Annotated in this window: 26 protein-coding genes; all 26 read left to right on the forward strand. The window is 40.2% G+C overall.

Translation table 11 applies throughout. The annotated features are described in order from the left end of the window. Positions 1-62: 62 nt before the first annotated feature. The 26 genes from ACWATA_RS03470 to dprA all read left to right on the forward strand — a co-directional run bounded on the left by ACWATA_RS03470 (position 63) and on the right by dprA (position 25,287). Positions 63-1,091, forward strand: coding sequence for a PTS sugar transporter subunit IIC (locus ACWATA_RS03470; RefSeq protein ID WP_016765419.1), 1,029 nt, complete (start codon positions 63-65; stop codon positions 1,089-1,091). Between the two features lie 212 nt (positions 1,092-1,303). Next, positions 1,304-1,966 (forward strand): L-serine ammonia-lyase, iron-sulfur-dependent subunit beta, encoded by a 663-nt coding sequence (gene sdaAB / locus ACWATA_RS03475; protein ID WP_028411448.1) that lies wholly within the window; start codon positions 1,304-1,306, stop codon positions 1,964-1,966. Positions 1,967-2,045: 79 nt separating this feature from the next. Continuing rightward, positions 2,046-2,933 (forward strand): L-serine ammonia-lyase, iron-sulfur-dependent, subunit alpha, encoded by an 888-nt coding sequence (gene sdaAA / locus ACWATA_RS03480; protein ID WP_013084817.1) that lies wholly within the window; start codon positions 2,046-2,048, stop codon positions 2,931-2,933. Further along, positions 2,926-4,974 (forward strand): ATP-dependent DNA helicase RecG, encoded by a 2,049-nt coding sequence (gene recG, locus ACWATA_RS03485; protein ID WP_154973139.1) that lies wholly within the window; start codon positions 2,926-2,928, stop codon positions 4,972-4,974. Before sdaAA ends, recG begins: the two co-directional genes overlap by 8 nt. Before the next feature lie 263 nt (positions 4,975-5,237). Continuing rightward, entirely contained in the window at positions 5,238-5,801 is a 564-nt protein-coding gene (gene fapR / locus ACWATA_RS03490; protein ID WP_013058909.1) for a transcription factor FapR, read from the forward strand. Positions 5,802-5,821: 20 nt separating this feature from the next. After that, positions 5,822-6,826, forward strand: coding sequence for a phosphate acyltransferase PlsX (gene plsX, locus ACWATA_RS03495; protein ID WP_028411446.1), 1,005 nt, complete (start codon positions 5,822-5,824; stop codon positions 6,824-6,826). A gap of 3 nt (positions 6,827-6,829) precedes the next feature. Then, positions 6,830-7,774: an ACP S-malonyltransferase gene (fabD, locus tag ACWATA_RS03500; protein WP_034265275.1), complete on the forward strand. Its 945-nt coding sequence runs from the start codon at positions 6,830-6,832 to the stop codon at positions 7,772-7,774. A 1-nt stretch (position 7,775) separates the two neighbouring features. Then, positions 7,776-8,516 (forward strand): 3-oxoacyl-[acyl-carrier-protein] reductase, encoded by a 741-nt coding sequence (fabG, locus tag ACWATA_RS03505; protein WP_013058906.1) that lies wholly within the window; start codon positions 7,776-7,778, stop codon positions 8,514-8,516. 138 nt (positions 8,517-8,654) lie between these two features. Beyond that, positions 8,655-8,888: an acyl carrier protein gene (gene acpP, locus ACWATA_RS03510; RefSeq protein ID WP_013058905.1), complete on the forward strand. Its 234-nt coding sequence runs from the start codon at positions 8,655-8,657 to the stop codon at positions 8,886-8,888. Positions 8,889-9,068: 180 nt separating this feature from the next. Beyond that, positions 9,069-9,815, forward strand: coding sequence for a ribonuclease III (gene rnc / locus ACWATA_RS03515; protein ID WP_013058904.1), 747 nt, complete (start codon positions 9,069-9,071; stop codon positions 9,813-9,815). Between the two features lie 77 nt (positions 9,816-9,892). Continuing rightward, positions 9,893-13,453: a chromosome segregation protein SMC gene (gene smc / locus ACWATA_RS03520; RefSeq protein WP_473049574.1), complete on the forward strand. Its 3,561-nt coding sequence runs from the start codon at positions 9,893-9,895 to the stop codon at positions 13,451-13,453. A gap of 25 nt (positions 13,454-13,478) precedes the next feature. Then, positions 13,479-14,477: a signal recognition particle-docking protein FtsY gene (ftsY, locus tag ACWATA_RS03525; RefSeq protein WP_013058902.1), complete on the forward strand. Its 999-nt coding sequence runs from the start codon at positions 13,479-13,481 to the stop codon at positions 14,475-14,477. 273 nt (positions 14,478-14,750) lie between these two features. Continuing rightward, a complete protein-coding gene (locus ACWATA_RS03530; RefSeq protein ID WP_025750337.1) occupies positions 14,751-15,083 on the forward strand; it encodes a putative DNA-binding protein in 333 nt (110 codons plus the stop codon). Positions 15,084-15,095: 12 nt separating this feature from the next. Then, positions 15,096-16,439 (forward strand): signal recognition particle protein, encoded by a 1,344-nt coding sequence (ffh, locus tag ACWATA_RS03535; protein WP_028411443.1) that lies wholly within the window; start codon positions 15,096-15,098, stop codon positions 16,437-16,439. Between the two features lie 137 nt (positions 16,440-16,576). Continuing rightward, positions 16,577-16,849, forward strand: coding sequence for a 30S ribosomal protein S16 (gene rpsP / locus ACWATA_RS03540; RefSeq protein WP_013058899.1), 273 nt, complete (start codon positions 16,577-16,579; stop codon positions 16,847-16,849). Positions 16,850-16,860: 11 nt separating this feature from the next. After that, positions 16,861-17,091, forward strand: coding sequence for a KH domain-containing protein (locus ACWATA_RS03545; protein WP_013058898.1), 231 nt, complete (start codon positions 16,861-16,863; stop codon positions 17,089-17,091). A gap of 151 nt (positions 17,092-17,242) precedes the next feature. Continuing rightward, positions 17,243-17,626, forward strand: coding sequence for a YlqD family protein (locus ACWATA_RS03550; RefSeq protein ID WP_323873945.1), 384 nt, complete (start codon positions 17,243-17,245; stop codon positions 17,624-17,626). 12 nt (positions 17,627-17,638) lie between these two features. Continuing rightward, entirely contained in the window at positions 17,639-18,151 is a 513-nt protein-coding gene (gene rimM, locus ACWATA_RS03555; protein ID WP_028411442.1) for a ribosome maturation factor RimM, read from the forward strand. Beyond that, the gene (gene trmD / locus ACWATA_RS03560; protein ID WP_323873946.1) at positions 18,151-18,891 is read left to right on the forward strand and encodes a tRNA (guanosine(37)-N1)-methyltransferase TrmD; all 741 of its coding nucleotides are present in this window, start codon (positions 18,151-18,153) and stop codon (positions 18,889-18,891) included. The genes rimM and trmD overlap by 1 nt, the downstream gene beginning before the upstream one ends. Positions 18,892-19,052: 161 nt before the next feature. After that, positions 19,053-19,397, forward strand: coding sequence for a 50S ribosomal protein L19 (rplS, locus tag ACWATA_RS03565; RefSeq protein ID WP_013084808.1), 345 nt, complete (start codon positions 19,053-19,055; stop codon positions 19,395-19,397). Positions 19,398-19,577: 180 nt separating this feature from the next. Continuing rightward, a complete protein-coding gene (gene lepB, locus ACWATA_RS03570; RefSeq protein ID WP_013058893.1) occupies positions 19,578-20,129 on the forward strand; it encodes a signal peptidase I in 552 nt (183 codons plus the stop codon). A gap of 21 nt (positions 20,130-20,150) precedes the next feature. Further along, a complete protein-coding gene (ylqF, locus tag ACWATA_RS03575; protein WP_025750333.1) occupies positions 20,151-21,017 on the forward strand; it encodes a ribosome biogenesis GTPase YlqF in 867 nt (288 codons plus the stop codon). 107 nt (positions 21,018-21,124) lie between these two features. Beyond that, on the forward strand, positions 21,125-21,892 hold the full coding sequence (gene rnhB, locus ACWATA_RS03580) for a ribonuclease HII (RefSeq protein WP_033579775.1): 768 nt from the start codon (positions 21,125-21,127) through the stop codon (positions 21,890-21,892). Between the two features lie 368 nt (positions 21,893-22,260). Then, the gene (gene sucC / locus ACWATA_RS03585; RefSeq protein WP_013058890.1) at positions 22,261-23,421 is read left to right on the forward strand and encodes an ADP-forming succinate--CoA ligase subunit beta; all 1,161 of its coding nucleotides are present in this window, start codon (positions 22,261-22,263) and stop codon (positions 23,419-23,421) included. Between the two features lie 18 nt (positions 23,422-23,439). Then, on the forward strand, positions 23,440-24,342 hold the full coding sequence (sucD, locus tag ACWATA_RS03590; protein ID WP_013058889.1) for a succinate--CoA ligase subunit alpha: 903 nt from the start codon (positions 23,440-23,442) through the stop codon (positions 24,340-24,342). A 63-nt stretch (positions 24,343-24,405) separates the two neighbouring features. Then, positions 24,406-25,287: a DNA-processing protein DprA gene (gene dprA / locus ACWATA_RS03595; RefSeq protein ID WP_033579776.1), complete on the forward strand. Its 882-nt coding sequence runs from the start codon at positions 24,406-24,408 to the stop codon at positions 25,285-25,287. The last annotated feature ends 6 nt before the right edge of the window (positions 25,288-25,293 follow it).

Consider the following 25,293-nt stretch of genomic DNA (forward strand, 5'->3'; position numbering starts at 1 on the left):
GGTAGTTTTGAAAACTGATTGAGTCAAATGTGAAAGAAAACAGCATGAGAGGAGAGGCAACAGTGGATATTTTAAAAGGAACAGGTTTATTGTTATTAGTTTTATTTTTATTTTGGTTGTTTAGCAACAAGGCACCTTATGGCATGAAAGCGATGGGGGCTCTGGCAAGCGGAGCGGTGGCTGCGTTTCTCGTAGAGGCCTTTCAGTCATATGTAGGAGGAGATTTACTAGGTATTTCATTCTTAGGTGAAGTTGGAAAGGCTGCAGGAGGAATGGGAGGAGTTGCAGCAGCTGCACTAGTTGCTTTGGCGTTAGGAGTATCTCCTGTATATGCTCTTATGATGGGCGTGGTGTGTTCAGGACTAGGCTTGCTCCCTGGATTTTTTGCGGGATACCTCATGGCATTTGTAGTGAAATTTATTGAGAAAAAGGCACCTGCTGGTCTAGACTTATTAGGCAATATCTTAATTGCAGCACCTTTAACAAGATTAATTGGTAATGCATTCTCACCTATTGTAGATGCGACGCTTTTAAATATTGGAGGAATTATTAAAGATACAACAAGTGCTAGCCCTATTTTGATGGGAATTATTTTAGGGGGAGTTATTACAGTAGTAGCAACGGCTCCGCTTAGCTCAATGGCTTTAACGGCTATGCTAGGGTTAACGGGATTGCCTATGGCGATTGGAGCTCTTGCTGTGTTTGGTTCTTCTTTCATGAACTATGTGCTGTTTGATCGATTAAAAATTGGGGATCGTCGTACAACCATTTCAGTTGCAGTTGAACCTTTAACACAAGCGAATATTATTTCAGCCAATCCAATTCCTATTTACATTACCAACTTTGTTGGAGGGGCACTAGCGGGTGTAGTTGTGGCTCTGTTCGGATTAGTAAATGATGCTGCAGGCACGGCAACGCCAATCGCAGGACTTGCAGTGATGTTTGGGTTTAATGACCCTATGAAGGTCACAATTTGTGCAGTACTTTGTGCACTAGCGGGAGCATTAGCTGGGTTTATAGGTTCAGTTGTTTTTAAAAACTTTAAAATTAAAACAGTAGACGATGTAGCTTCAGAGCAAGAAGCAGCGTAAGTAATTCATCTTTTCCTGCATAACATAGCAAAAAAAGCGGTGTACTTATCCTATTTTTATGGATAAATACACCGCTTTTTTTGTGCGTGAATCTCTAACAAAAATGAGAATTTTTAAATTTTTTAAGAGCGTGAAACAAAGCTTCCAAAAAGTCAAAAGCTCAAGTAACATATAAGTAATAACAATGTCTAAATAGCAGGGGGAAAATCCTTATGAAATATAAATCTGTCTTTGATATTATTGGTCCGGTAATGATTGGACCATCTAGTTCACATACGGCTGGTGCAGCGCGTATTGGACGCGTTGCCCGAACACTCTTTGGTAAGCAGCCCACAAAAGTTGTGGTTTCATTGTACGGTTCTTTTGCTCAAACGTATAAAGGGCACGGAACAGACGTAGCGTTGATTGGCGGTATTTTAGATTTTGATACATTCGATCAGCGTATTCCGGAGTCTTTGGACTTGGCTAAAAAAGAAGGAATTGACGTCACATTTGTTGAGGAAGCGGCAATCACAGACCATCCGAATACTGCTCGCATCAAAATGAGCGACGGATTAAAGGAAATTGAAGTTGTTGGAATTTCAATTGGCGGAGGAAAAATTCAAATTACGGAGCTTAACGGATTTGAATTAAATTTATCAGGCATGAATCCAGCTATTCTCGTTGTGCATAATGATCGATTTGGTGCCATTGCGACCGTTACAAATATTTTGATGAAACATTCAATTAATATCGGACATATGGAAGTATCTCGCAAAGAGCGCGGCGAAGTAGCGCTTATGGCAATTGAAATGGATACGAATATTGAAGATGATGTAATTGAAGAGTTAAAAACATTGCCTCACATTATTCAAGTAACAAGAATGGTTGAATAGGAAAGGCCTGGGAGAATAAATCGAATAATTATATATGGTTCTAAAGTGAAAATAAGACAGAATAATAGCGGAGGTTACTATGTTTCGAAATGTAGCAGAACTAGTAGAATTAGCAGAAAGTCAAAATGTAAAAATTGCAGAAATTATGATTCAACAGGAAATAGATATCACGGGAGTTACTCGTGAAGAAATCATGGAAAAAATGGACCGGAACTTAACGGTTATGGAAGAAGCGGTTGAACGCGGTTTAAAAGGGGTACAGTCTGTTACAGGTTTAACAGGCGGGGATGCAGTGCTGCTTCAAAACTATATTCAAAGCGGAAAATCTTTATCTGGAAATTTGATTTTAGATGCAGTTAGCAAAGCTGTAGCGACAAACGAAGTAAATGCGGCAATGGGGACAATCTGTGCAACGCCTACTGCTGGATCTGCGGGGGTAGTGCCAGGAACGCTGTTTGCAGTGCAACATAAGCTAAACCCAACTCGTAAAGAAATGATTGAATTTTTATTTACATCAGGTGCTTTTGGGTTTGTTGTAGCCAATAATGCGTCTATTTCAGGAGCAGCAGGCGGATGTCAAGCAGAAGTTGGTTCAGCTTCAGGTATGGCAGCGGCAGCGATTGTTGAAATGGCAGGAGGTACACCGAGTCAGGCAGCTGAAGCAATGGCAATTACTCTCAAAAATATGCTAGGATTAGTATGTGACCCAGTAGCGGGGCTAGTAGAAGTTCCATGTGTGAAACGAAACGCAATGGGAGCGGCGAATGCAATGATTGCAGCAGATATGGCCTTAGCAGGCATTACAAGTCGTATTCCATGTGATGAAGTCATTGATGCTATGTATAAAATTGGTCAAACAATGCCGGTTGCATTACGAGAAACTGCACAAGGAGGCTTAGCGGCAACACCAACAGGTCGCGAGCTTGAAGCGAAGATCTTTGGTATTGCATTAAATAAAAGTGAATGAACTAACAACTATTTCAATTAAAACCATTAAAGGTATTGGAGATGAAACAGCACAAGCATTAGAGGATATGCATATTCACAGTGTGCATGACTTGTTAGAACATTTCCCATACCGCTATGAAGATTATGAGTTAAAAGATTTGGCTGAAGCAAAGCACGACGAAAAGGTCACCGTAGAAGGAAAGGTTCACAGCGTCCCCTCGCTTACGTATTACGGCAAAAAACGTTCGCGCCTTACGTTTCGGCTGCTAGTAAACCGCTATTTGATTACGGTTACTTGTTTTAATCGCCCTTACTATAAATCAAAGTTAGAAATCGATCAAACTGTTACGGTTACAGGGAAATGGGATCAGCATCGGCAAACGATTAACTTGCAGGAGCTTCAATTTTCTCCGTTTGTTAAAAATCAAACGATTGAGCCTGTTTACTCAGTTAAAGGCAGCTTAACGGTCAAAGGAATGCGGAAGTTCGTCTCTCTTGCGTTGAAGAATTATGGCAGCAGCATTCAGGATATGCTCCCGGCCTCTATTCGTTCTAGGTACAAACTAGTAACGCGTGAAGAAGCGGTTAGAAGTATTCACTTACCTCGTGATCATGAAGATTTAAAACAAGCGAGACGTCGATTTGTCTATGAAGAATTTCTACTTTTTCAATTAAAAATGCAGGCGCTGAGAAAGCGCGAAAGAGAAGAAACGCCTGGAATGAAGCAAGCATTTGATTCAACTGAGCTAGTAAACTTCACGAACTTGCTGCCGTTTCCGTTAACAAGCGCTCAAAAACGTGTAGTAAACGAAATTACGCACGATATGAAATCGCCTTATCGCATGAATCGCTTGCTGCAAGGTGATGTAGGGTCAGGTAAAACAGTCGTAGCAGCGGTTGCTTTATACGCCACTGTTTTAGCGGGACATCAAGGTGCTTTAATGGTACCGACTGAAATTTTAGCTGAACAGCATGCAGAGTCATTAACTGCGATGCTTGAAAAGGTAGGCATCAGCGTAGGCTTGCTAACAGGGTCTGTTAAAGGAAAAGCAAGAAGAGAGCTGCTTCAGCGAGTGAGAGACGGAGATGTTCATGTATTAGTAGGTACACATGCCTTAATTCAAGACGAAGTTATATATAATAGTTTAGGGCTCGTCATTACGGATGAACAGCACCGCTTTGGAGTTGGACAGCGCCGGGTTTTACGTGAAAAAGGAGAAAGTCCGGATGTACTGTTTATGACGGCGACTCCTATTCCAAGAACCCTTGCTATTACGGTGTTTGGAGAAATGGATGTGTCCATTATCGATGAAATGCCAGCAGGACGTAAGGCTATTGAAACGTACTGGGTAAAACATGATATGCTTGAACGTATTTTACATTTCGTTGAAAAAGAAATACACGATGGCAGACAAGCTTATGTTATTTGTCCGTTGATTGAAGAATCGGACAAGCTGGATGTTCAAAATGCAATTGATGTGCATGCAACACTCACTCACTATTTTAATGGAAAAGCAAGCGTTGGTCTCATGCACGGAAGATTGTCACCTGATGAAAAAGAAGAAGTGATGAAACAGTTTAGCGTAAATGACGTGCAGATTTTAGTATCAACAACGGTTGTAGAAGTAGGAGTGAACGTTCCGAATGCAACCGTAATGGTCATTTATGATGCAGAGCGCTTTGGGTTATCTCAGCTTCATCAGCTAAGAGGACGCGTAGGACGAGGAGATGCACAGTCATATTGTATTCTACTCGCGGATCCGAAATCAGAAGTTGGAAAAGAACGAATGACCATCATGACGGAAACAAACGATGGATTTGTATTATCAGAAAGAGACCTAGAGCTTCGTGGGCCTGGTGATTTCTTTGGTAGAAAGCAAAGCGGGATGCCTGAGTTTAAAGTAGCAGACATGGTGCACGATTACCGTGCGCTTGAAGTAGCTCGAGAAGATGCTGCTAAGCTTGTAAATTCCGACAGCTTTTGGACAGAAGATCAGTTTGCACTGCTGAGAATACAATTAGAAGCAACGGGCGTATTAACTGGAGAAAAATTTGATTAGTAAAAGAGGCTGAAAGTAGTTTAGTTGAAGGGAAATCCGAACGATGAATCGAGATTCTTGATGAAGAATCCAACTCGTTCGGATTTTTTCATTGGTAGGGTGAACGTCGGTTTCATGTATGTAGATACTTTTAGCGGCTGTTAATAGTCATGAATATCCATAGTGTGATGCACAGAATACAGCATGTGAAAAATGTTGCAATTAGAAGGCAATGATTATATACTGCTATTAGTACCTAGTATTAAAAGTTCGGATGGTGGACAATGAAGCGCAGTAAAAAAGAAAGACAGCAGCTATTAAAAACGACAATTGAAGAAAACCCATTTATTACGGATGAAGAACTAGCAGACCGTTTTTCAGTGAGCGTTCAAACAATTCGATTAGACCGCCTAGAGTTGTCGATTCCTGAACTGCGAGAACGTATTAAGCATGTAGCTTCAAAACAACTAGACGAGGAAGTGCGTTCGCTTCCGATTGAAGAAGTAATTGGAGAAGTTATCGACATTGAACTAGATCAATCAGCGATATCTATTTTTGATGTGAAAACAGAGCATGTGTTTCAGCGTAATCAAATTGCTCGTGGTCACCACCTTTTTGCGCAAGCTAATTCGTTAGCTGTCGCTGTTATTAACAACGAACTAGCGCTCACAGCAGATGCGTCGATCCGTTATCATCGCCCTGTGAAGCTTCATGAGCGAGTGATAGCAAAAGCGAAAGTTCTGTCAACTAGTGAAGTGCGAACCACCGTTGAGGTAAACAGCTATGTAGGGCAAGAGCAAGTGTTCTCTGGCACTTTTAAAATGTATCGTTCTACAAAGGATAAATAATAAAAAGGATGAGACCCAGCATGAAACTAGCTATTGATGCAATGGGCGGAGATCATGCACCGAAAGCCATTATTGAAGGTGTAGAAAAAGCTACTGCTCAATTTAAAGAATTACATATTACGTTAATTGGAAACGAATCAGAAATAAAAAAGCATTTAACAAATTCAGATCGTATTTCAATTATTCATACAGAAGAAACCATTGATGCAACTGATGAGCCAGTGCGAGCTGTGCGCCGTAAAAAACAAGCATCTATGGTATTAATGGCAAATGAAGTAGCCGAAGGTCGTGCTGATGCTTGTATTTCAGCAGGAAACACAGGTGCGTTAATGACAGCGGGACTTTTTATTGTAGGTCGCATCAAAGGCATTGAACGCCCAGCACTTGCTCCGACGCTTCCGACACTAGATGGAAAAGGCTTTTTAATGCTAGATGTTGGTGCAAATGTTGATGCCAAGCCTGAACATTTGCTCCAGTACGCTGTGATGGGGTCGGTGTATGCCGAAAAAGTACGCGGCATTCAAGCTCCTAGAGTGGGACTGTTGAACATTGGAACTGAAGATAAAAAAGGAAATGACTTAACCAAACAAGCTTTTCAGCTACTAAAAAACGCTGATCTCAATTTTGTAGGCAACGTAGAATCTCGTGATTTGCTAAACGGCGTAGCCGATGTGGTTGTAACAGATGGTTTTACAGGAAATATGACTCTTAAGAGCATTGAGGGAACGGCGCTTTCCTTGTTTTCAATGATTAAACAAGAATTAATGAGCACGTTAAAAAGCAAGTTAGCCGCAGCGGTACTCAAGCCTCAGCTGCAGGGTTTAAAAGCGAAAATGGATTACAGTGAATATGGAGGAGCAGGGCTGTTTGGATTGCATGCGCCTGTTATCAAAGCGCACGGTTCGTCGGATGCGAATGCAGTATTTAGCGCGATTAAGCAAGCTGTGAATATGGTGGAAAACAATGTGTCTTCCACTATTCAAAAAGCAATCGAACAAACTGCTAATGAAGAAAAGGAGAGATAAGAAATGGGGAAAATTGCTTTTATCTTTCCAGGCCAAGGGTCACAAACTGTTGGTATGGGAAAAGATTTATATGATGAAACAGAGGAAGCAAAAAAGCTGATTGATACAGCTGACGAAGCTTTAGGGTTCAGTCTTTCAAACATTATTTTTGAAGGGCCTCAAGAAGAATTGACTTTAACTTATCACGCTCAACCTGCTCTTTTAACAACGAGTACAATGCTGCTTGAAGCGTTTAAAACGAGCGGAATTACACCCGATTTTGTTGCGGGTCACAGTCTAGGAGAATACAGTGCGCTTGTGGCTGCTGAGGTTTTATCGTTTAAAGATGCTGTTGTGGCTGTTCACAAAAGAGGTCGCTATATGGACGAAGCTGTACCAGCAGGTCAAGGTACAATGGCAGCAGTGCTTGGCATGTCTGCGGAAGATCTAGAAGCCGTTACCGCTCAAATTACAAACGAAGGCGACGCTGTTCAGCTTGCAAATATTAACTGTCCGGGTCAAATTGTTATTTCAGGTACGGTAAATGGCGTAGAAAAAGCAGGAGCTCTTGCCAAAGAAAAAGGGGCAAAACGCGTGATTCCTCTAGTGGTAAGCGGTCCGTTTCACTCTAGTTTAATGAAGCCAGCTGCTGAAAAATTACGTGATACGCTAGAAACAGTGGGCTTTAGCGATGCGAAAGTTCCAGTCATAGCAAACGTAACAGCAAAGCCGGTTACTGACAGTCAAGATATTCAAAACAAGCTAGTGGAACAACTGTATTCTCCAGTGAGATGGGAAGAAACAGTTGAGACACTTCTTGCAGAAGGTGTAGATACATTTGTTGAAATTGGACCAGGAAAAGTATTATCAGGTCTTGTGAAAAAAGTAAATCGCCGTGCGGCTGTTTACGCTGTTAATGATCTTACATCATTAAAATCAACGATTGACGCACTAAAAGGGGGAGAATAAAATGTTACAAGGGAAAGTTGCAGTTGTAACAGGCGCTTCTCGCGGAATTGGTCGTGCCGTTGCAATTGAGCTGGGAAAGCTTGGTGCTAAAGTAGTTGTAAACTATTCTGGAAGCGAAGCGAAAGCTCTTGAAGTTGTGGATGAAATTAAAGGACTAGGAACGGATGCAATTGCTGTACAAGCAAATGTGGCAGAAAGTGATTCTGTACAAGCAATGATAAAAGAAGCGATTTCTACATTTGGTTCAGTAGATATTTTAGTAAACAACGCGGGCATCACACGTGATAATCTTCTTATGCGTATGAAAGAAGACGAATGGGATGATGTTATTAATACAAACTTAAAAGGCGTGTTTTTGTGTACAAAAGCGGTTACTCGTCAAATGATGAAGCAGCGCGCAGGACGCATCATTAACATTTCATCAATTGTCGGCGTCAGCGGTAATGCTGGACAAGCAAATTATGTAGCAGCAAAATCAGGCGTGATTGGTTTAACAAAAACAACTGCCAAAGAATTAGCAAGCCGCAATATTACAGTGAATGCAGTTGCTCCTGGTTTCATTGCAACAGACATGACGGATAAATTGAATGAAGAAGTTCAGGCGGAAATGTTAAAGCAAATTCCTCTTGCAAGTTTTGGCCAGCCTGAGGATGTTGCGAACGCAGTTGCGTTTTTAGCATCAGATGCAAGCCGTTATATTACCGGTCAAACGATTCACGTTGACGGCGGAATGGTGATGTAAAAAAGGCACTTTACGAAAAGTGCAATTTGGTGATAAAGTACAAAGGGACGTTTACTAGGCGACCGATAAACTTTATTATTCAACCATAGTATTTTAGATGGGAATCATCTATAATGACTTGAGGGGAGGTGAAGAACAATGGCAGAGGTACTAGAACGCGTAACAACAATCATTGTTGATCGTCTTGGTGTAGACAAAAGTGAAGTGAAACTAGAATCTAGTTTCAAAGAAGACTTAGGTGCTGACTCTCTAGACGTAGTTGAATTTGTAATGGAGCTTGAAGAGGAATTCGATATCGAAATTTCTGACGAAGAAGCTGAAAAAATTTCAACTGTAGGAGATGCAGTTAATTACATACAGAGCCAAATTTAATCTGTAGTATATGTATGAAAAGCCCCGTTAAACAGCGGGGCTTTCTCTTCTTTTTAAGAATTTCAAAAAAAGACCTCTTTTTTTGAAAAGGTAGTGTATCTTTTAGGATACCTCGTTTTATAATGAGAGATGGTAGGGAAAAACTACGAAACAATTGAAGCAGGTAAGCGGAGGTATTTTATGCCTAAACAATATTCAAATCGAGATCGAAAGATGAACGTGAAATTCAAGCAAAATTTTGCCGAGTTTCAAAAGGAAATTGGTATTCAGTTTACAAATGAAGCGCTTCTTTTTCAAGCATTTACACATTCATCCTATGTGAATGAGCATCGCAGAAGACCGTATGAAGACAACGAGCGTCTTGAGTTTTTAGGAGATGCCGTATTAGAGCTAACCGTATCACAATTTTTATTTAAAAAGTATCCAACGATGAGTGAAGGTGAGTTAACGAAGCTTCGTGCAGCAGTTGTGTGTGAACCGTCGCTTGTTACTTTTGCAAATGAAATGGATTTTGGTAAACTAGTGTTACTTGGAAAAGGTGAAGAGATGACGGGCGGCCGATCTAGACCGGCTTTACTGGCCGATGTGTTTGAAGCATTTATCGGAGCTCTTTATTTAGACCAAGGGCTTGATACGGTAGTAACGATTCTAAAAAAAGTTGTCTTTCCAAAAATTAATGAAGGTGCTTTTTCTCATGTGATGGATTTCAAAAGCCAGCTTCAAGAAGTGATTCAACGTGATGGAGTTGGACAATTAGAATACAAAGTTTTGCAAGAAAAAGGTCCAGCGCATAATCGCGAATTCTTATCTCGCGTATCGTTAAATGGTGAAGAGCTCGGCGTTGGTGTAGGCCGTTCGAAAAAAGAAGCAGAGCAAAAAGCAGCTCAAGTAGCTATTACGAAAATTAGAGCAAGTCAAACGAAATAAAATGATCCCCCTCTTAACGCATTCGTTATAAAGGGGGATTTGCTATGAAAAGATTACATGTGTGAGGGGGGATTTCTATGTTCCTCAAACGATTAGATATTGCAGGGTTCAAATCGTTTGCAGAAAAAGTATCGATAGATTTTGTGCCAGGTGTAACGGCGGTAGTAGGACCGAATGGGAGCGGAAAAAGCAACATTACGGATGCTATACGCTGGGTGCTTGGAGAACAGTCAGCCAAATCGCTTCGTGGAGGGAAAATGGAGGACATTATTTTTGCAGGAAGCGAATCACGCCGTGCGGTAAACGTGGCTGACGTAACGCTGACTTTGGAAAATGATGACCAGTTTCTCCCGCTTGATTATCATGAAGTTAGTATTACAAGGCGCGTGTACCGCTCAGGAGACAGTGAATTTTTTATTAACAACCAGCCGTGCCGTTTAAAAGATATTGTCGATTTATTTATGGACTCAGGACTTGGAAGAGAAGCTTTTTCGATTATCAGTCAAGGAAAAGTAGAAGAAGTACTAAGCAGTAAATCTGACGAGCGCCGTAAAATTTTTGAAGAAGCAGCAGGTGTATTAAAATACAAAACGCGTAAACGAAAAGCAGAGCTTCGGCTTCTCGAAACGCAAGAAAATTTAAATCGAGTAGTAGATATTCTTCATGAAATTGAAGGTCAGTTAGAGCCTTTACAGATTCAATCGTCTATTGCAAAAGATTATTTGCAGAAAAAAGAAGAATTAGAGCACATTGATGTGGCTGTTACGGTATTTGAAGTTGAAGATCTTCATCAGAAATGGGAAAAATTAAAAGCTGAAATGGCTCAGCACGAGCAGCTTGAAGAATCTCTCGCGACCAATATTCGCACGCGTGAAGGAGAAATCCAGACCCTTCGTTCGCATATTCAGCAAATCGATGAACAGCTAGACTCTTTACATAAAAAACTACTATATGTAAGTGAAGAAGTAGAAAAGCTAGAAGGCAAAAAAGAAGTATTAAAAGAGCGTAAGAAAAATGCTTTTCAAAATAAAGAGCAGCTGGAACGTTTAGTAAAAGAGTATACTCATAAGCATCAAGAGCTAAGTAAAGCAAAAGACAGCGAAGGAAAAGATCTTGAGCAATCTCAAAAAGAAGTGCAAGAGATACGTCTGAAGCTTACTGAGCAGGAACAGTTGTTCAGGCAGTACAGTGAGAATCTAGAAGAAAAACTTGAACAGATGAAAAGCGAATATTTTGAATTAGCGAACGCTCAAACATCCGCTCGAAATGAAATTTCATTTTTAGAGCAGCAAAAAATGCAAACGTTTGAAAAAGAGCAGCGCTTAACAAAATCCAACGAGCAATACGTCCAACAGCGCCGTGAATTAACGCAGCGAAAAGAAGCGGCGATCAAAAGGCTCGCTCAGTTTCGTCAAGAGCTTCAGCAGGCTGTACAAGTGTATAAGCAGCAAGGAGAGAAGCTTGAGTCATTAAGGCAAGCCTATCGTAAACAAGAGTCTACGCTTTATCAAGCTTATCAGTACGTGCAACAGACAAAATCACGAAAAGAAATGCTTGAAGAGATGCAAGAAGACTATGAAGGTTATTTTCACGGTGTAAAAGAAGTATTAAAAGCGCGTGATGGGAAGCTTGCAGGTATTAAAGGTGCCATTGCTGAGCTAATTAATGTCCCAAAAGAGTATGAAACAGCGCTTGAAATTGCGCTTGGAGGAGCAGCTCAGCACATTGTCGTTCAAGACGAACAAAGTGCCCGTCAGGCAATTGGCTTTTTGAAACAAAACGGTTACGGAAGAGCTACATTTTTACCACTGACGTCTGTAAAAGACCGTTATGTTCCGGCTCAAACTATTTCTATGCTAGAGAGTCACGAAGCGTATGTAGGAATCGCTTCATCTCTTGTTAAATACGAAGCTACTTACGACCGAGTTATTAAAAATTTGCTTGGAACCGTTATTGTTGTCAATGATTTAAAAGGCGCGAATGAACTTGCCCGTCTTGTGCAGCATCGCTATCGTTTTGTGACCGTTAAAGGGGATGTGGTCAACCCCGGTGGTTCGATGACAGGCGGTTCAATAAAGCAAAAGTCCAACTCTTTGTTAGGCCGTCAGCGTGAAGTGGAAGCCATTACGGCAAAAATAGAAGAGATGGAACAAAAGACGCTTGTGCTCGAGCAAGATGTGAAAGATGAAAAGTCACAGATTGAAGAGCTTCAACAGGAAATTAATAAACAGCAGGCATTTGTGGAACGCTTGAAAGACAAAGAGCAGGAATCTGACCGAGAAGTAAAGCAAATTGACATCGAAGAAAAAGCAGTGAATGACCGCTTAACCATGTATGATCATGATATTGCTAGCTTTAGACAAGATCAAACAAGCTTGTCCGCTCGAATTGATGAGCTGCATACGAGTTTGCAGGGAAATCAGCAGCAGGCAAATGTATTAGAGAAAAACATTGAAGAGTTAGCTGCACGCAAGCATACACAGCAAACGTCTAAAGAAACGGTTCAACATGAGCTTACAGAAGTAAAAGTGCTTCTTGCGAAAAAAGAACAGTTCCTCACAAATCAGCAAGAAAAATACGAAAGAGTGTGCTTTGAGCTTGATCAAACCATTCAGCGTTTGTCTGAAGCTACAGATGATCTTTCTCTTTTAACGAGTGAAATCACGAGCAACGACTCGGGTGAACTTCAGCTCGAAGAAGCGGCGCATGAGCGAATAAAAGAAAAGACAGAAACGTTACAATTAATGGATGACTGCAGATCAGAGCGGTTGAAAGCCCAGAATAAACTTGAAGACGAAGAAAGGGTTGTAAAAGAGCTCCAGCGTCAGTACAAACAAATTACGGATGCTTTAAAAGATGAAGAAGTCAAAATCAATCGAATTGACGTAGAGCTAGACAGCCGTCTCCAGCAGCTGACAGAAGAGTACGAAATTAGCTTTGAAGCAGCAAAAGAAAAGTATCCTTTAACATTAGATATTCAAGAAGCAAGGAAAAAAATCAAGCTCATTAAGCTGGCAATTGATGAATTAGGAACCGTAAACTTAGGTTCTATCGAACAATACGAACGCGTTTCAGAACGCTATGAATTTTTAAATACGCAGCGAGCTGACCTCGACGAAGCGAAAAATACCCTGTATCAAGTGATTGAAGAAATGGACGAGGAAATGAAGAAACGTTTTTCTGATACGTTCTCTCGTATCCGCAATGAATTTGGTACAGTGTTCTCTTCACTATTCGGAGGAGGAAAAGCGGATTTGAAATTAACGGATCCGAAAGATTTATTAAATACAGGGGTGGAAATTGTTGCCCAGCCTCCTGGGAAAAAACTGCAGAATCTAGGGTTGCTGTCAGGCGGCGAGCGTTCGTTAACAGCCATTGCCCTCCTGTTTTCTATTTTGAAAGTACGTCCGGTGCCGTTTTGTGTGCTAGATGAAGTGGAAGCGGCGCTTGATGAAGCAAACGTTCATCGCTTCGCTACGTATTTACGCAAATTTAGTAATCAAACACAGTTCATTGTTATTACTCACCGAAAAGGTACAATGGAAGAAGCTGACGTACTGTACGGTGTGACAATGCAAGAATCTGGCGTATCGAAATTAGTCTCTGTTCGTTTAGAAGAATCAAAGCAATATGTTTAACTCATAGAATGAAAGGGTGGTAAGAATGAGCTTTTTTAAGAAATTAAAAGAAAAAATTACAATGCAAACGGATTCTGTTACACAAAAATTTAAAGATGGACTATCAAAAACACGCAATTCTTTTTCGGAACGTGTGAATGATCTAGTGTCTCGCTATCGTCAAGTAGACGAAGAGTTTTTTGAAGAATTAGAGGAAATTTTAATTAGCGCTGATGTCGGTGTGGCTACCGTGTTGGATTTAATTGATGACTTAAAATCGGAAGTGAAACGCCGTAATATTAAGGACCCTCAAGATGTACAGGCTGTCATCTCTGAGAAATTAATTGATATTTATGAATCTGGTGAAGAGCAGATTGGTGAATTAAATATGCAGCAAAATGATTTAACGGTTATTTTGTTTGTAGGGGTAAACGGCGTTGGGAAAACAACAACAATTGGGAAAATTGCGCATAAATTCAAACAAGAAGGCAAAAAAGTCGTAATGGCGGCAGGAGATACGTTCCGTGCCGGTGCGATTGAGCAGTTAGAAGTATGGGGAGAACGCGTTGGTGTTGATGTTATTAAGCAATCTGCAGGCTCTGACCCTGCCGCTGTCATGTATGATGCTGTTCAGTCAGCCAAGGCTCGAAAAGCAGATGTTTTATTATGTGATACAGCAGGTCGCCTTCAAAACAAAGTGAATTTAATGAAAGAATTAGAGAAAGTAAAGCGTGTTATTGAGCGAGAAATTCCTGGTGCTCCGCATGAAGTGCTTCTCGTACTTGATGCGACGACGGGTCAAAACGCTTTGAGTCAGGCTAAAACATTCTCAGAAGCAACGAACGTGACTGGAATTGTGTTAACAAAACTAGATGGTACGGCTAAAGGCGGAATTGTTCTTGCCATTCGAAACGAACTGAAGCTTCCTGTTAAATTCGTTGGACTTGGAGAAAAAGTAGACGACCTTCAGCCGTTTGACACGGAGCAATATATCTATGGGTTATTTGCCAATGCTGTAGAAGAAGAAACAGAAAAAGAGGCGTAATCTAAAAAGAGGCTGGGATAAAAGTATCTTCGTTGAAGGAAGATCCGAACGATTAATCGTTCGGATCTTTTTATTAGTAGGGTGGACGCAGGTTTCATATTTAGTCGTCTTTAAATCGAAGTAATTTAGTTATGTTTCCATCTCTTTTAAGTGGAAAAATGTGAGGTGTTAAGGAAAAAACTTGACATTCAAACCTCGCCTAGTTAAACTAATAACATGTAAAGGCTTTTCACTTAACAAGGGGGCGGTCAGATGGTTGAAAAGAGCGTGCATATGCTCGAGAAAACAACAAGAATGAATTACTTATTTGACTTCTATCAGGCGCTGTTGACGCCCAAACAAAGAAGTTATATGTCACTTTATTACTTGGATGATTATTCCCTCGGTGAAATAGCGGAAGAATTTGATGTGAGTCGTCAAGCAGTTTATGATAATATAAAACGTACAGAGCAAATGCTTGAACAATATGAGGAAAAGCTATTGTTATTTCAACGGTTTCAAGAGCGTCAATCAATTGTTCAACAACTGAAAGACGAACTTGCAGCCGACTTACACAAGAACAGTAAGCTTTCTTCTCTTCTTGATTCGCTCGAGAAATTAGATTAGGGGGCGGCGTATATGGCATTTGAAGGATTAGCCGACCGTTTGCAAAGCACACTGCAAAAGTTAAAAGGAAAAGGAAAAGTTAACGAAGCTGATGTTAAAGAAATGATGCGTGAAGTTAGACTTGCCCTTTTAGAAGCCGATGTAAACTTTAAAGTAGTAAAAGACTTTGTTAAGCGCGTAAGCGAACGTGCTGTAGGTCAAGACGTTCTTAAGAGCTTAACGCCTGGACAGCAAGTTATTAAGGTTGTACAAGAAGAATTAACTGCACTTATGGGCGGAGAGCAAAGCAAGATTGCAGTAGCTCCAAAAGCTCCAACTGTAATTATGATGGTTGGACTTCAAGGTGCAGGTAAAACAACAACAACTGGTAAACTTGCCAATTTATTACGTAAAAAATATAACCGTAATCCATTGCTTGTAGCAGCAGATATTTATCGTCCGGCAGCTATTAAACAGCTTGAAACACTAGGGAAACAGCTTAGCATGTCTGTTTTTTCATTAGGTGATCAAGTAAGTCCTGTGGAGATTGCGAAACAAGCTATTGCTCATGCGAAAGAAGAGCATCACGATTATGTATTAATTGATACAGCGGGACGTTTGCATGTTGATGAAAATCTAATGGAGGAGTTAGAACAGATCAAAGAGCTTTCTAACCCAGACGAAATTTTCCTTGTTGTCGATGCGATGACGGGTCAAGATGCAGTAAACGTTGCGGATAGCTTTAATAAGCAATTAGGATTAACTGGCGTTGTATTAACGAAACTAGACGGCGATACGCGCGGTGGTGCAGCGCTTTCTATTCGTGCAGTAACTGATACACCAATTAAGTTTGTCGGTCTTGGAGAAAAGATGGATGCTATTGAAGCATTCCACCCAGAGCGTATGGCTTCCCGTATCTTAGGTATGGGTGATGTGCTGACGCTTATCGAAAAGGCTCAGGCAAATGTAGATGCTGAAAAGGCAAAAGAGCTTGAAGCTAAGCTGCGCACGCAGTCATTTACATTCGATGACTTTTTAGATCAACTTGCTCAGGTGCGTCAAATGGGACCGCTTGATGAGCTAATTGGTATGCTTCCGGGCGCCAATAAAGTAAAGGGGCTCAAAAACCTGCAGGTTGATGAAAAGCAAATTAATCATGTAGAAGCAATTATTCGTTCGATGACGAAAGCGGAAAAAACAAACCCTGAAATCATTAATTCAAGTCGAAGAAAGCGTATTGCAAAAGGAAGCGGACGTTCTGTACAAGAAGTCAACCGTTTGCTTAAACAATTTGAAGACATGAAAAAAATGATGAAACAAATGACAAATATGTCAAAAGGCAAGAAAAAGGGTATGAAACTTCCATTCTTTTCATGATAAAATGCTTGATTTGAACTGAAAAAACCAAAGAAAATAAAATATTTTTCTAGTGTTAAGAAAAAAACCTTTACAAACATTTTACCTATTTGATATTATATTATCTTGTTGAAACATATTCGGAGGTGCTTTATAAAATGGCAGTAAAAATTCGTTTAAAACGTATGGGAGCTAAAAAATCTCCTTTCTATCGTATCGTAGCAGCAGACTCTCGTTCACCACGTGATGGACGTTACATCGAAGTAGTTGGAACTTACAATCCTGTAGTTCAACCAGCTGAAGTTAAAATCGATGAAGAGCTAGCTCTTAAATGGTTACAAAATGGTGCTAAACCATCTGATACAGTTCGTAACCTTTTCTCTAACGAAGGCATCATGGAAAAATTCCATAATGCTAAATTAGGAAAATAGTTTCACTCGAGATGACATCACTAATCGAAACAATTGTAAAGCCGCTTGTTGATTATCCAGCTGATGTTAAAGTGGAGGAACAAGAAGATGAACGTCAAGTGACTTACATCCTTACTGTTCACCAAGAAGATGTCGGCAAAGTAATCGGCAAACAAGGCCGCGTTGCAAAAGCGATTCGAACTGTTGTGAATGCAGCAGCATCACAGCAAGGTAAAAAAGTGTATGTGAAAATTCAAGAGTAATCAAAAAGGGAGAGGGATAACCTCGCCCTTTTTTTATGTTATGATAAGATGAACGTTTTGATTACAGTAAGTCTTTTGCGAGCAAGAAGCAGCTATTTCAATATGCATGTAAAAAGCACAAGGTCACTATCTTGAGGGCGGAGGGAACGTTTTGAACATTATTCAAAAAGTGGTTGTGAAACAAGTGTTAACTGAAGCAAGCAAACAAGATCTTGAAAAACGTTTTATAAACCGCAAGCAGGCGCTTGAAAAGGAAATGGAACAGCTGAAATTTCAGTTAAAGCACATGGAAAAAGCCAATAAAGGTTCTTCTTTATTACATAGTCAATTTGAAAAAGAAAAATCCGCTCGCCTTGAAAAAATTGAAGTGTTGAACTTTCAGCTGACGCAATTAGAAAAGCTTCCTTTAGGGAGCGAACTCGTTGAAACGGAACTGGATGCCTTAGTAGAGGTAAAAATCGGCGATGATTGGGAAAAGATAAAAGAAAGTAAAACAATTATTATAAAAGATAGCAAAGTTGTTGAGATTAGATAGAGGTGAAGAAGCATGAAATGGTTTAAGGTTGGAAAAATTGTGAATACCCATGGTGTAAAAGGAGAAATTCGTATTGTATCAACTACGGATTTTGCTGATGAGCGCTATGAAAAAGGAAATAAACTTTATATCTTCAAAGAAAAGCAAAGCGAGCCGGTGGAAGTAACGGTAGCAAGCCATCGCAGGCATAAAAATTTTGATCTGCTTACATTCGAAGGCTATCACAACGTAAATGATGTTGAGCAGTACAAAAACTGCGAAGTGAAAATTCCTGAGGAGCAGCTAACGGATTTAGAAGACGGTGAATTTTATTTCCACGAAATTATTGGCTGTACAGTAAAAACAGAAGACGGAGTAGAGGTAGGAACGGTCAAAGAAATTTTAACGCCGGGAGCTAATGATGTGTGGGTCGTTAAAAAAGGCGGAAAAGAAGTTCTTATTCCTTACATCGACGACGTTGTACAATCTATTGATATAGAGGAAAAAGAGATTGTTATTACAGTAATGGAAGGGTTATTGGACTAATGAAAATTGATGTACTATCGCTATTTCCTTCTATGTTTGACGGTGTTTTTGGTGAATCAATTTTGAAAAAAGCACAGGAAAAAAATGCGGTTGAACTGAATGTAGTTAATTTCCGAGAATATTCTACGAACAAACATCAAAATGTGGACGATTATCCTTACGGCGGAGGTGCTGGAATGGTATTGACACCTCAGCCTATTTTTGACGCTGTAGAAAAGCTGACTGAAACAGCTAAGAAGCCCCGGGTAGTTTTGCTTTGTCCGCAGGGCGAACGCTATACACAGGCAAAAGCAGAAGAACTAGCAGCAGAAGAGCATTTAATTTTTATTTGCGGTCATTACGAAGGGTATGATGAACGAATTCGTGAGCAGCTGGTAACTGATGAAATTTCAATTGGTGACTATGTATTAACTGGAGGAGAGCTTGGTGCAATGGTTGTGATCGATAGCATTGTTCGCCTGCTTCCTGATGTCCTTGGCAATAATCATTCAGCTGTGCAAGACTCACACAGTACAGGTTTACTAGAGCACCCCCACTATACGCGTCCTGCTGATTTTAGAGGCTTAACAGTTCCTGAAGTACTTATGTCAGGAAATCATAAAAAAATTGAACAGTGGCGCCAAAAAGAGTCTTTAAAGCGCACGTTGCTTCGAAGACCGGATATGCTTGAAAAGATGGAGCTAACGGAAGAGCAAAAGAAACTAGTAGCTCAATTAAAAGAGGAAAACAACCTTTCATAAATCCATAAAATTTATGCATAAACTCTGTTGCATACGGTATAAGAGTGTGCTAAGATAGATTTTGTGGCTTGGGCAGATGTCTGGTCACCTATAACGATGTTCCGCTGCAATGATTGAAAAGCATTGGTATGAGCGTCTGTTGGAAGGAGTTGAAACACGCGATGCAAAAATTAATCGAAGAGATTACAAAAGAACAATTAAAAACAGATCTTCCTACGTTCCGTCCTGGTGATACTGTACGTGTACACGTAAATATCGTTGAGGGTACTCGTGAACGTGTTCAGGTATTTGAAGGTGTTGTTATTAAGCGTCGTGGCGGTGGTATCAGCGAAACATTTACAGTACGTAAGATTTCTTACGGTGTAGGTGTAGAGCGTACATTCCCACTTCATACGCCAAAAATTGCAAAAATCGAAGTAATGCGCCGCGGTAAAGTACGCCGTGCGAAACTTTATTACCTACGTGAATTACGTGGTAAAGCTGCGCGTATTAAAGAAATTCGATAATAGTAAAGGGGAGCTTGTTTATACAAGCTCCTTTTTTCAAATGTTTTTTTAGAACGATTCGTTCTCTGACAGTGAAAAATAGACGTACAAGTCATCATTTTTTTATTCTATTTATTTATTAGGCGTTTCAAACATTATCGTTTAAAATAAAGGTATGACATAAGAGTTGGAGGACTGAAGATGGCTCGAAAGAAAAATGAACTGTGGGAATGGATAAAAGCAATCGCCATTGCCGTACTGTTAGCTGTTGTAATTCGCTATTTTTTGTTTGCACCGATTGTAGTAGATGGACTTTCTATGATGCCTACGCTGCATGACCAAAATCGAATGATTGTAAATAAGTTCTCCTATAAGATTGGTGATCCTGATCGCTTTGATATTATTGTTTTTCATGCTACAGCGGAAAAAGATTACATAAAACGTATTATCGGACTGCCGGGTGATCATATTGAGTATCGAAATGATACGCTATATGTAAATGGAAAAGCTTATAAAGAGCCCTATTTAGATCAGTATAAAAAAGAAGTGATTGACGGTAATTTAACCGAAGATTTTAAACTAGAAGACGTAACGGGTAAAAAGACCGTGCCAGAAGGCTATTTGTTCGTGATGGGAGACAATCGACGCTACAGTAAAGACAGCCGTCAGATTGGCTTTGTGAGCATGGACAAGGTGCTTGGTAAAACGAGTGCCGTATACTGGCCGATTAAAGAAGCGCGTTTTGCAAAGTAAAATATAAAAGGTGAGTAAAATATGACAATTCAATGGTTTCCTGGCCATATGGCCAAGGCCAGAAGACAAGTAACTGAAAAGCTAAAATTGATTGATATTGTATACGAACTGGTTGATGCACGCATTCCGCAATCATCGCGAAATCCAATGATTGATGAGATTATTGTGAACAAGCCCAGAATCGTATTGTTGAATAAAGTGGACAAAGCGGATCCGCGCGTCACTCAGCAGTGGTTAGATTATTACAAAGAACAAGGTATTTATGCCTTAGCTATTGACGCACAAGCAGGTAAAGGAATGAAACAAATTGTTTCGTCTTCTAAAGAGCTTCTTCAAGAGAAGTTTGACCGCATGCGCGCAAAAGGAGTTAAAAAACCCCGCGCTATCCGTGCGATGATTGTAGGGATTCCTAACGTCGGTAAATCAACGCTAATTAATCGCCTTGCCAGCAAAAAAATCGCCAAGACGGGAGATCGTCCAGGTGTGACGCAGGCACAGCAGTGGATTAAGGTAGGAAACGAGCTAGAGCTGCTTGATACGCCAGGTATTTTGTGGCCTAAGTTTGAAGATGAAACAGTTGGATATAAGCTTGCGACAACGGGTGCTATCAAAGATACCATTTTAAATATGCAAGATGTCGCTGTTTATGCGCTGCGCTTCTTAACTAGCCATTACCCAGAACAATTAAAGCAGCGTTATGATTTAAATGAAATCCCTGAAGACATTGTAGAGCTTTTTGATGCAATTGGGTCGCGCCGCGGCTGTTTAATGGGTGGCGGCATGGTGGATTACGATAAAACAGCTGAGCTTGTTCTTCGAGAAATTCGAACGGATAAAATTGGCACCTTTACATTTGATGATCCAAGTGAAGCTGAACAACAGCTGTAAGCAACACATTGCGAACTGAAGCAAAAAACGCCTCTGCCTTTTCAGCATGAGGCGTTTTTTATGTGAAAGTGCCGCGTGAAAATGTTGATATAAAGAAGGTGGAGCTAATGAAAAAGAGTATTAAGGAAATAAAAGAGGAACTAAAGCAAGTGAGAAGCCCGGAAGATGCTTTATTTAAGGCATATGCGCAAGATGAGCGTAAAGGTGTGCAGCAGGTTATTATTCAAAAACAAAGGCAATTTGAAGCGGCTGAGCGCTTGAAGCAACAGTTTGATGAAATGATGGCATATGAAAATGAATTATATAGGCAAGGAGCAACTTATATTGCCGGAGTAGACGAAGTAGGAAGGGGACCGTTAGCAGGACCGGTAGTAGCAGCTGCTGTTATTTTGCCTCCCGATTTTTTTCTCCCTGGTCTGACGGATTCAAAGAAGTTATCAGAAGCAAAGCGAGAAGCGTTTTATGAAGAAATTTGTAAAAAAGCTGTCGCTATCGGTATAGGGATTATAGACGCAGAGGTCATTGATTCTATTAATATTTACGAAGCAACAAAAAAGGCAATGACTGAAGCCATTGAACTGCTGGCAGTTCAGCCTGATGAACTGCTCATTGATGCGATGAAGCTGCCGGTGCCTATTTCGCAGCAGTCAATCATTAAAGGCGATGCTACAAGCATTTCAATTGCTGCAAGTTCTGTTATTGCAAAAGTGACGCGAGATCGAATGATGAAAGAACTTGGTGAACGCTATCCTGCATACGGATTCGAAAAACATATGGGATATGGAACAAAACAACATTTAGAAGCAATCGAACAATATGGAATTTTGCCAGAACACCGCCGATCTTTTGCACCGATAAAAAACCAAGTAAACTAGAACATGATACCCGAGCATATCTCTGCTTTTTAGCGCATGTTTCAATGCGGGATTCTAGGCTTAAAAAGAATATAGCCTATGTAAGCGGAGATATTGCAGCGGGAAAAATTCGTAAATTATTTTCCTCTCAGTCTGCTTTAGTTATGAAGGTTGATTTACATGATCAACCACACGTTTAACGTCCGCAGAGCCTCATCTACTTCATAAGGTATGGTTAAGTACTATCTCCATAAAAATATCAATTTTCTTATTATTTCAATATTTTTCACTAGAATAGTAGACAATTAGACAATTATTTTTATACAATGAAAGCGCAGTCTATTTTGTGCAGTATAGTTTTGTGGTTGATTATGTTAGGAGGATGGGAAATGAATATCCATGAGTATCAAGGAAAAGAACTACTCAGAAAATATGGGGTTGCAGTACCAAACGGTCGAGTAGCTTTTACTGTTGAAGAAGCAGTTGAAGCAGCAAAGGAATTAGGTTCACAAGTATCAGTGGTGAAAGCACAAATCCATGCTGGTGGACGCGGTAAAGCGGGCGGTGTCAAAGTAGCAAAAAACTTAGATGAAGTTCGTACATATGCACAAGATATTTTAGGAAAGACCCTCGTAACGCACCAAACAGGCCCTGAAGGAAAAGAAGTTAAGCGCTTGTTAGTTGAAGAGGGATGCGATATTAAGAAAGAATACTACATCGGTTTAGTTCTTGATCGTGCAACGTCTCAAGTTGTATTGATGGGTTCTGAAGAAGGTGGAACTGAAATTGAAGAAGTGGCGGAAAAAACGCCTGAAAAAATCTTTAAAGAATATGTAGATCCGGCGATTGGTTTACAAGCATTCCAAGCTCGCAGACTTGCATTTAATATTAATATTCCAAAAGAATTAGTTGGAAAAGCAGTTAAATTCATGACAGGTTTATATACAGTATTTGTTGAAAAAGACTGCTCAATTGCAGAGATTAACCCTCTAGTTGTAACAGGTGACGGAGACGTTATGGCATTGGATGCGAAGTTAAACTTTGATTCAAATGCGCTGTATCGCCAAAAAGATATTCTTGAATATCGTGACCTTGAAGAGGAAGATGCTAAAGAAATTGAAGCATCTAAATACGACTTAAGCTACATTTCACTAGACGGTAATATCGGTTGTATGGTAAACGGTGCAGGTTTAGCGATGGCAACGATGGATATTATTAAGCATTACGGAGGCGACCCTGCTAACTTCCTGGATGTTGGGGGCGGCGCAACTGCTGAAAAAGTAACAGAAGCATTTAAAATTATTTTATCTGACCAAAATGTAAAAGGTATTTTCGTTAATATTTTCGGCGGAATTATGAAATGTGATGTTATTGCAACAGGTGTTGTTGAAGCAACAAAACAAGTTGGATTAAGCCTTCCATTAGTTGTTCGCTTAGAAGGAACAAACGTTGAACTTGGAAAAGAAATTTTACAAAAATCAGGCTTAAATATCACAGCTGCTGAATCTATGGCAGACGGCGCACAAAAAATCGTTTCACTAGTGAAATAGAAAGGCTGGGGGATAGGAATGAGCGTATTTATTAATCAAGATACAAAAGTAATTGTACAAGGAATTACAGGCGGAGTTGGCCTTTTTCATACACAGCAAATGTTAGAATATGGAACAAAAATTGTTGGTGGCGTAACGCCGGGTAAAGGCGGATTAGAAGTAGAAGGTGTTCCGGTATTTAATACGGTTGCCGAGGCGAAAGAAAAAACAGGCGCAACGGCTTCTGTTGTATATGTTCCACCAGCATTCGCAGCTGACTCCATTATTGAAGCAGTTGACGCAGATTTAGATTTAGTTATTTGTATTACAGAAGGTATTCCAGTATTAGATATGGTAAAAGTAAAGCGTTATATGGAAGGAAAACGTACGCGTCTTGTAGGGCCTAACTGCCCAGGTGTTATTACACCGGAAGAATGTAAAATTGGCATTATGCCAGGGTACATTCACAAAAAAGGTCATGTAGGTGTAGTTTCGCGTTCTGGTACATTAACATATGAAGCTGTTCACCAACTTTCTGAAGCTGGAATTGGCCAATCAACAGCTGTTGGTATCGGCGGTGACCCGGTGAATGGCACGAACTTTATCGATGTATTAAAAGCGTTTAATGAAGATGAAGATACGTATGCAGTAATTATGATTGGGGAAATCGGCGGTACAGCAGAAGAAGAAGCGGCAGAATGGGTAAAAGCAAATATGACAAAACCTGTTGTCGGCTTCATTGGCGGTCAAACAGCGCCTCCAGGAAAACGTATGGGCCATGCTGGTGCGATTATTTCAGGTGGTAAAGGGACAGCGTCTGAAAAAATTAAAACAATGAATGAGTGCGGTATCCAAGTAGCTGAAACACCATCTGTTATGGGAGAAACACTTATTAAGGTGTTAAAAGAACAAGGCATTTACGAGCAGTGTAAGACTCATTAATAGAAGACATATAGCCTCCTTTGACCGGGGGCTATTTTGTCCATTTAAAAAGGAGATTGTAGAATGTCTGGTTTACGGGAAAAATTAATTCATTTAGCACATTGTCCATCTGTTAATTGGAAACAAATTTTTACGCTACTTCAACAGAATTCTTCATTACAAAATCTCTACGAGTACTCTCCATCACAGCTTCAAAAACTATTGACTCTCTCGATTGAACGTGCTAATCAAATAAAAAAAGATTTGCAAACTATTCCAATACGAGATATTCTAGATAAATATGACGCTGAGAATATTCGATGTGTCACCATCTTAGATGATGAATATCCTGAACTTTTGCGCCATATTTATGATCCGCCTTGGGTATTATTTGCAAGGGGGAACTTGTCTCTTTTACACGCTCCGGCAAGCTTAAGCGTTGTAGGAACAAGAAATCCTACTTCATATGGAACTGCAGCTTTAACTCGTATTGTTAAGCCGATGCTGCATGAAGAATTTGTCGTTGTGAGTGGGCTAGCCTTAGGAATTGACCAGGCTGCTCATGAACTGGCTATCGCTGAAAAAGCTAAAACGATTGCAGTTTTAGGCGGAGGGTTTTATAATATTTACCCAAGAGGAAACCAAAATTTAGCAAGAGAAATTGCGCAGCATCATTTGCTGCTTTCTGAATATGCCCCGTTTATGAAGCCGACGAAATGGTTTTTCCCTCGCAGAAACAGAATCATTAGCGGATTAACAGGAGGCACGTTGGTGGTGCAAGCAAAAGAAAGAAGTGGATCTTTTATTACCGCCGACCAGGCGCTTCAGCAAGGAAGAGAAGTATTTGCCATACCGGGTTCTATTTTTGAAGAAACATCATGTGGAACGAATAAGTTAATCCAATTAGGGGCAAAACTTGTGCAAAGCGCTGCTGATATTACAGATGAAATGATGTATATAAGATGAATGTTT

It is taken from the genome of Priestia sp. USM5 (assembly GCF_058323215.1).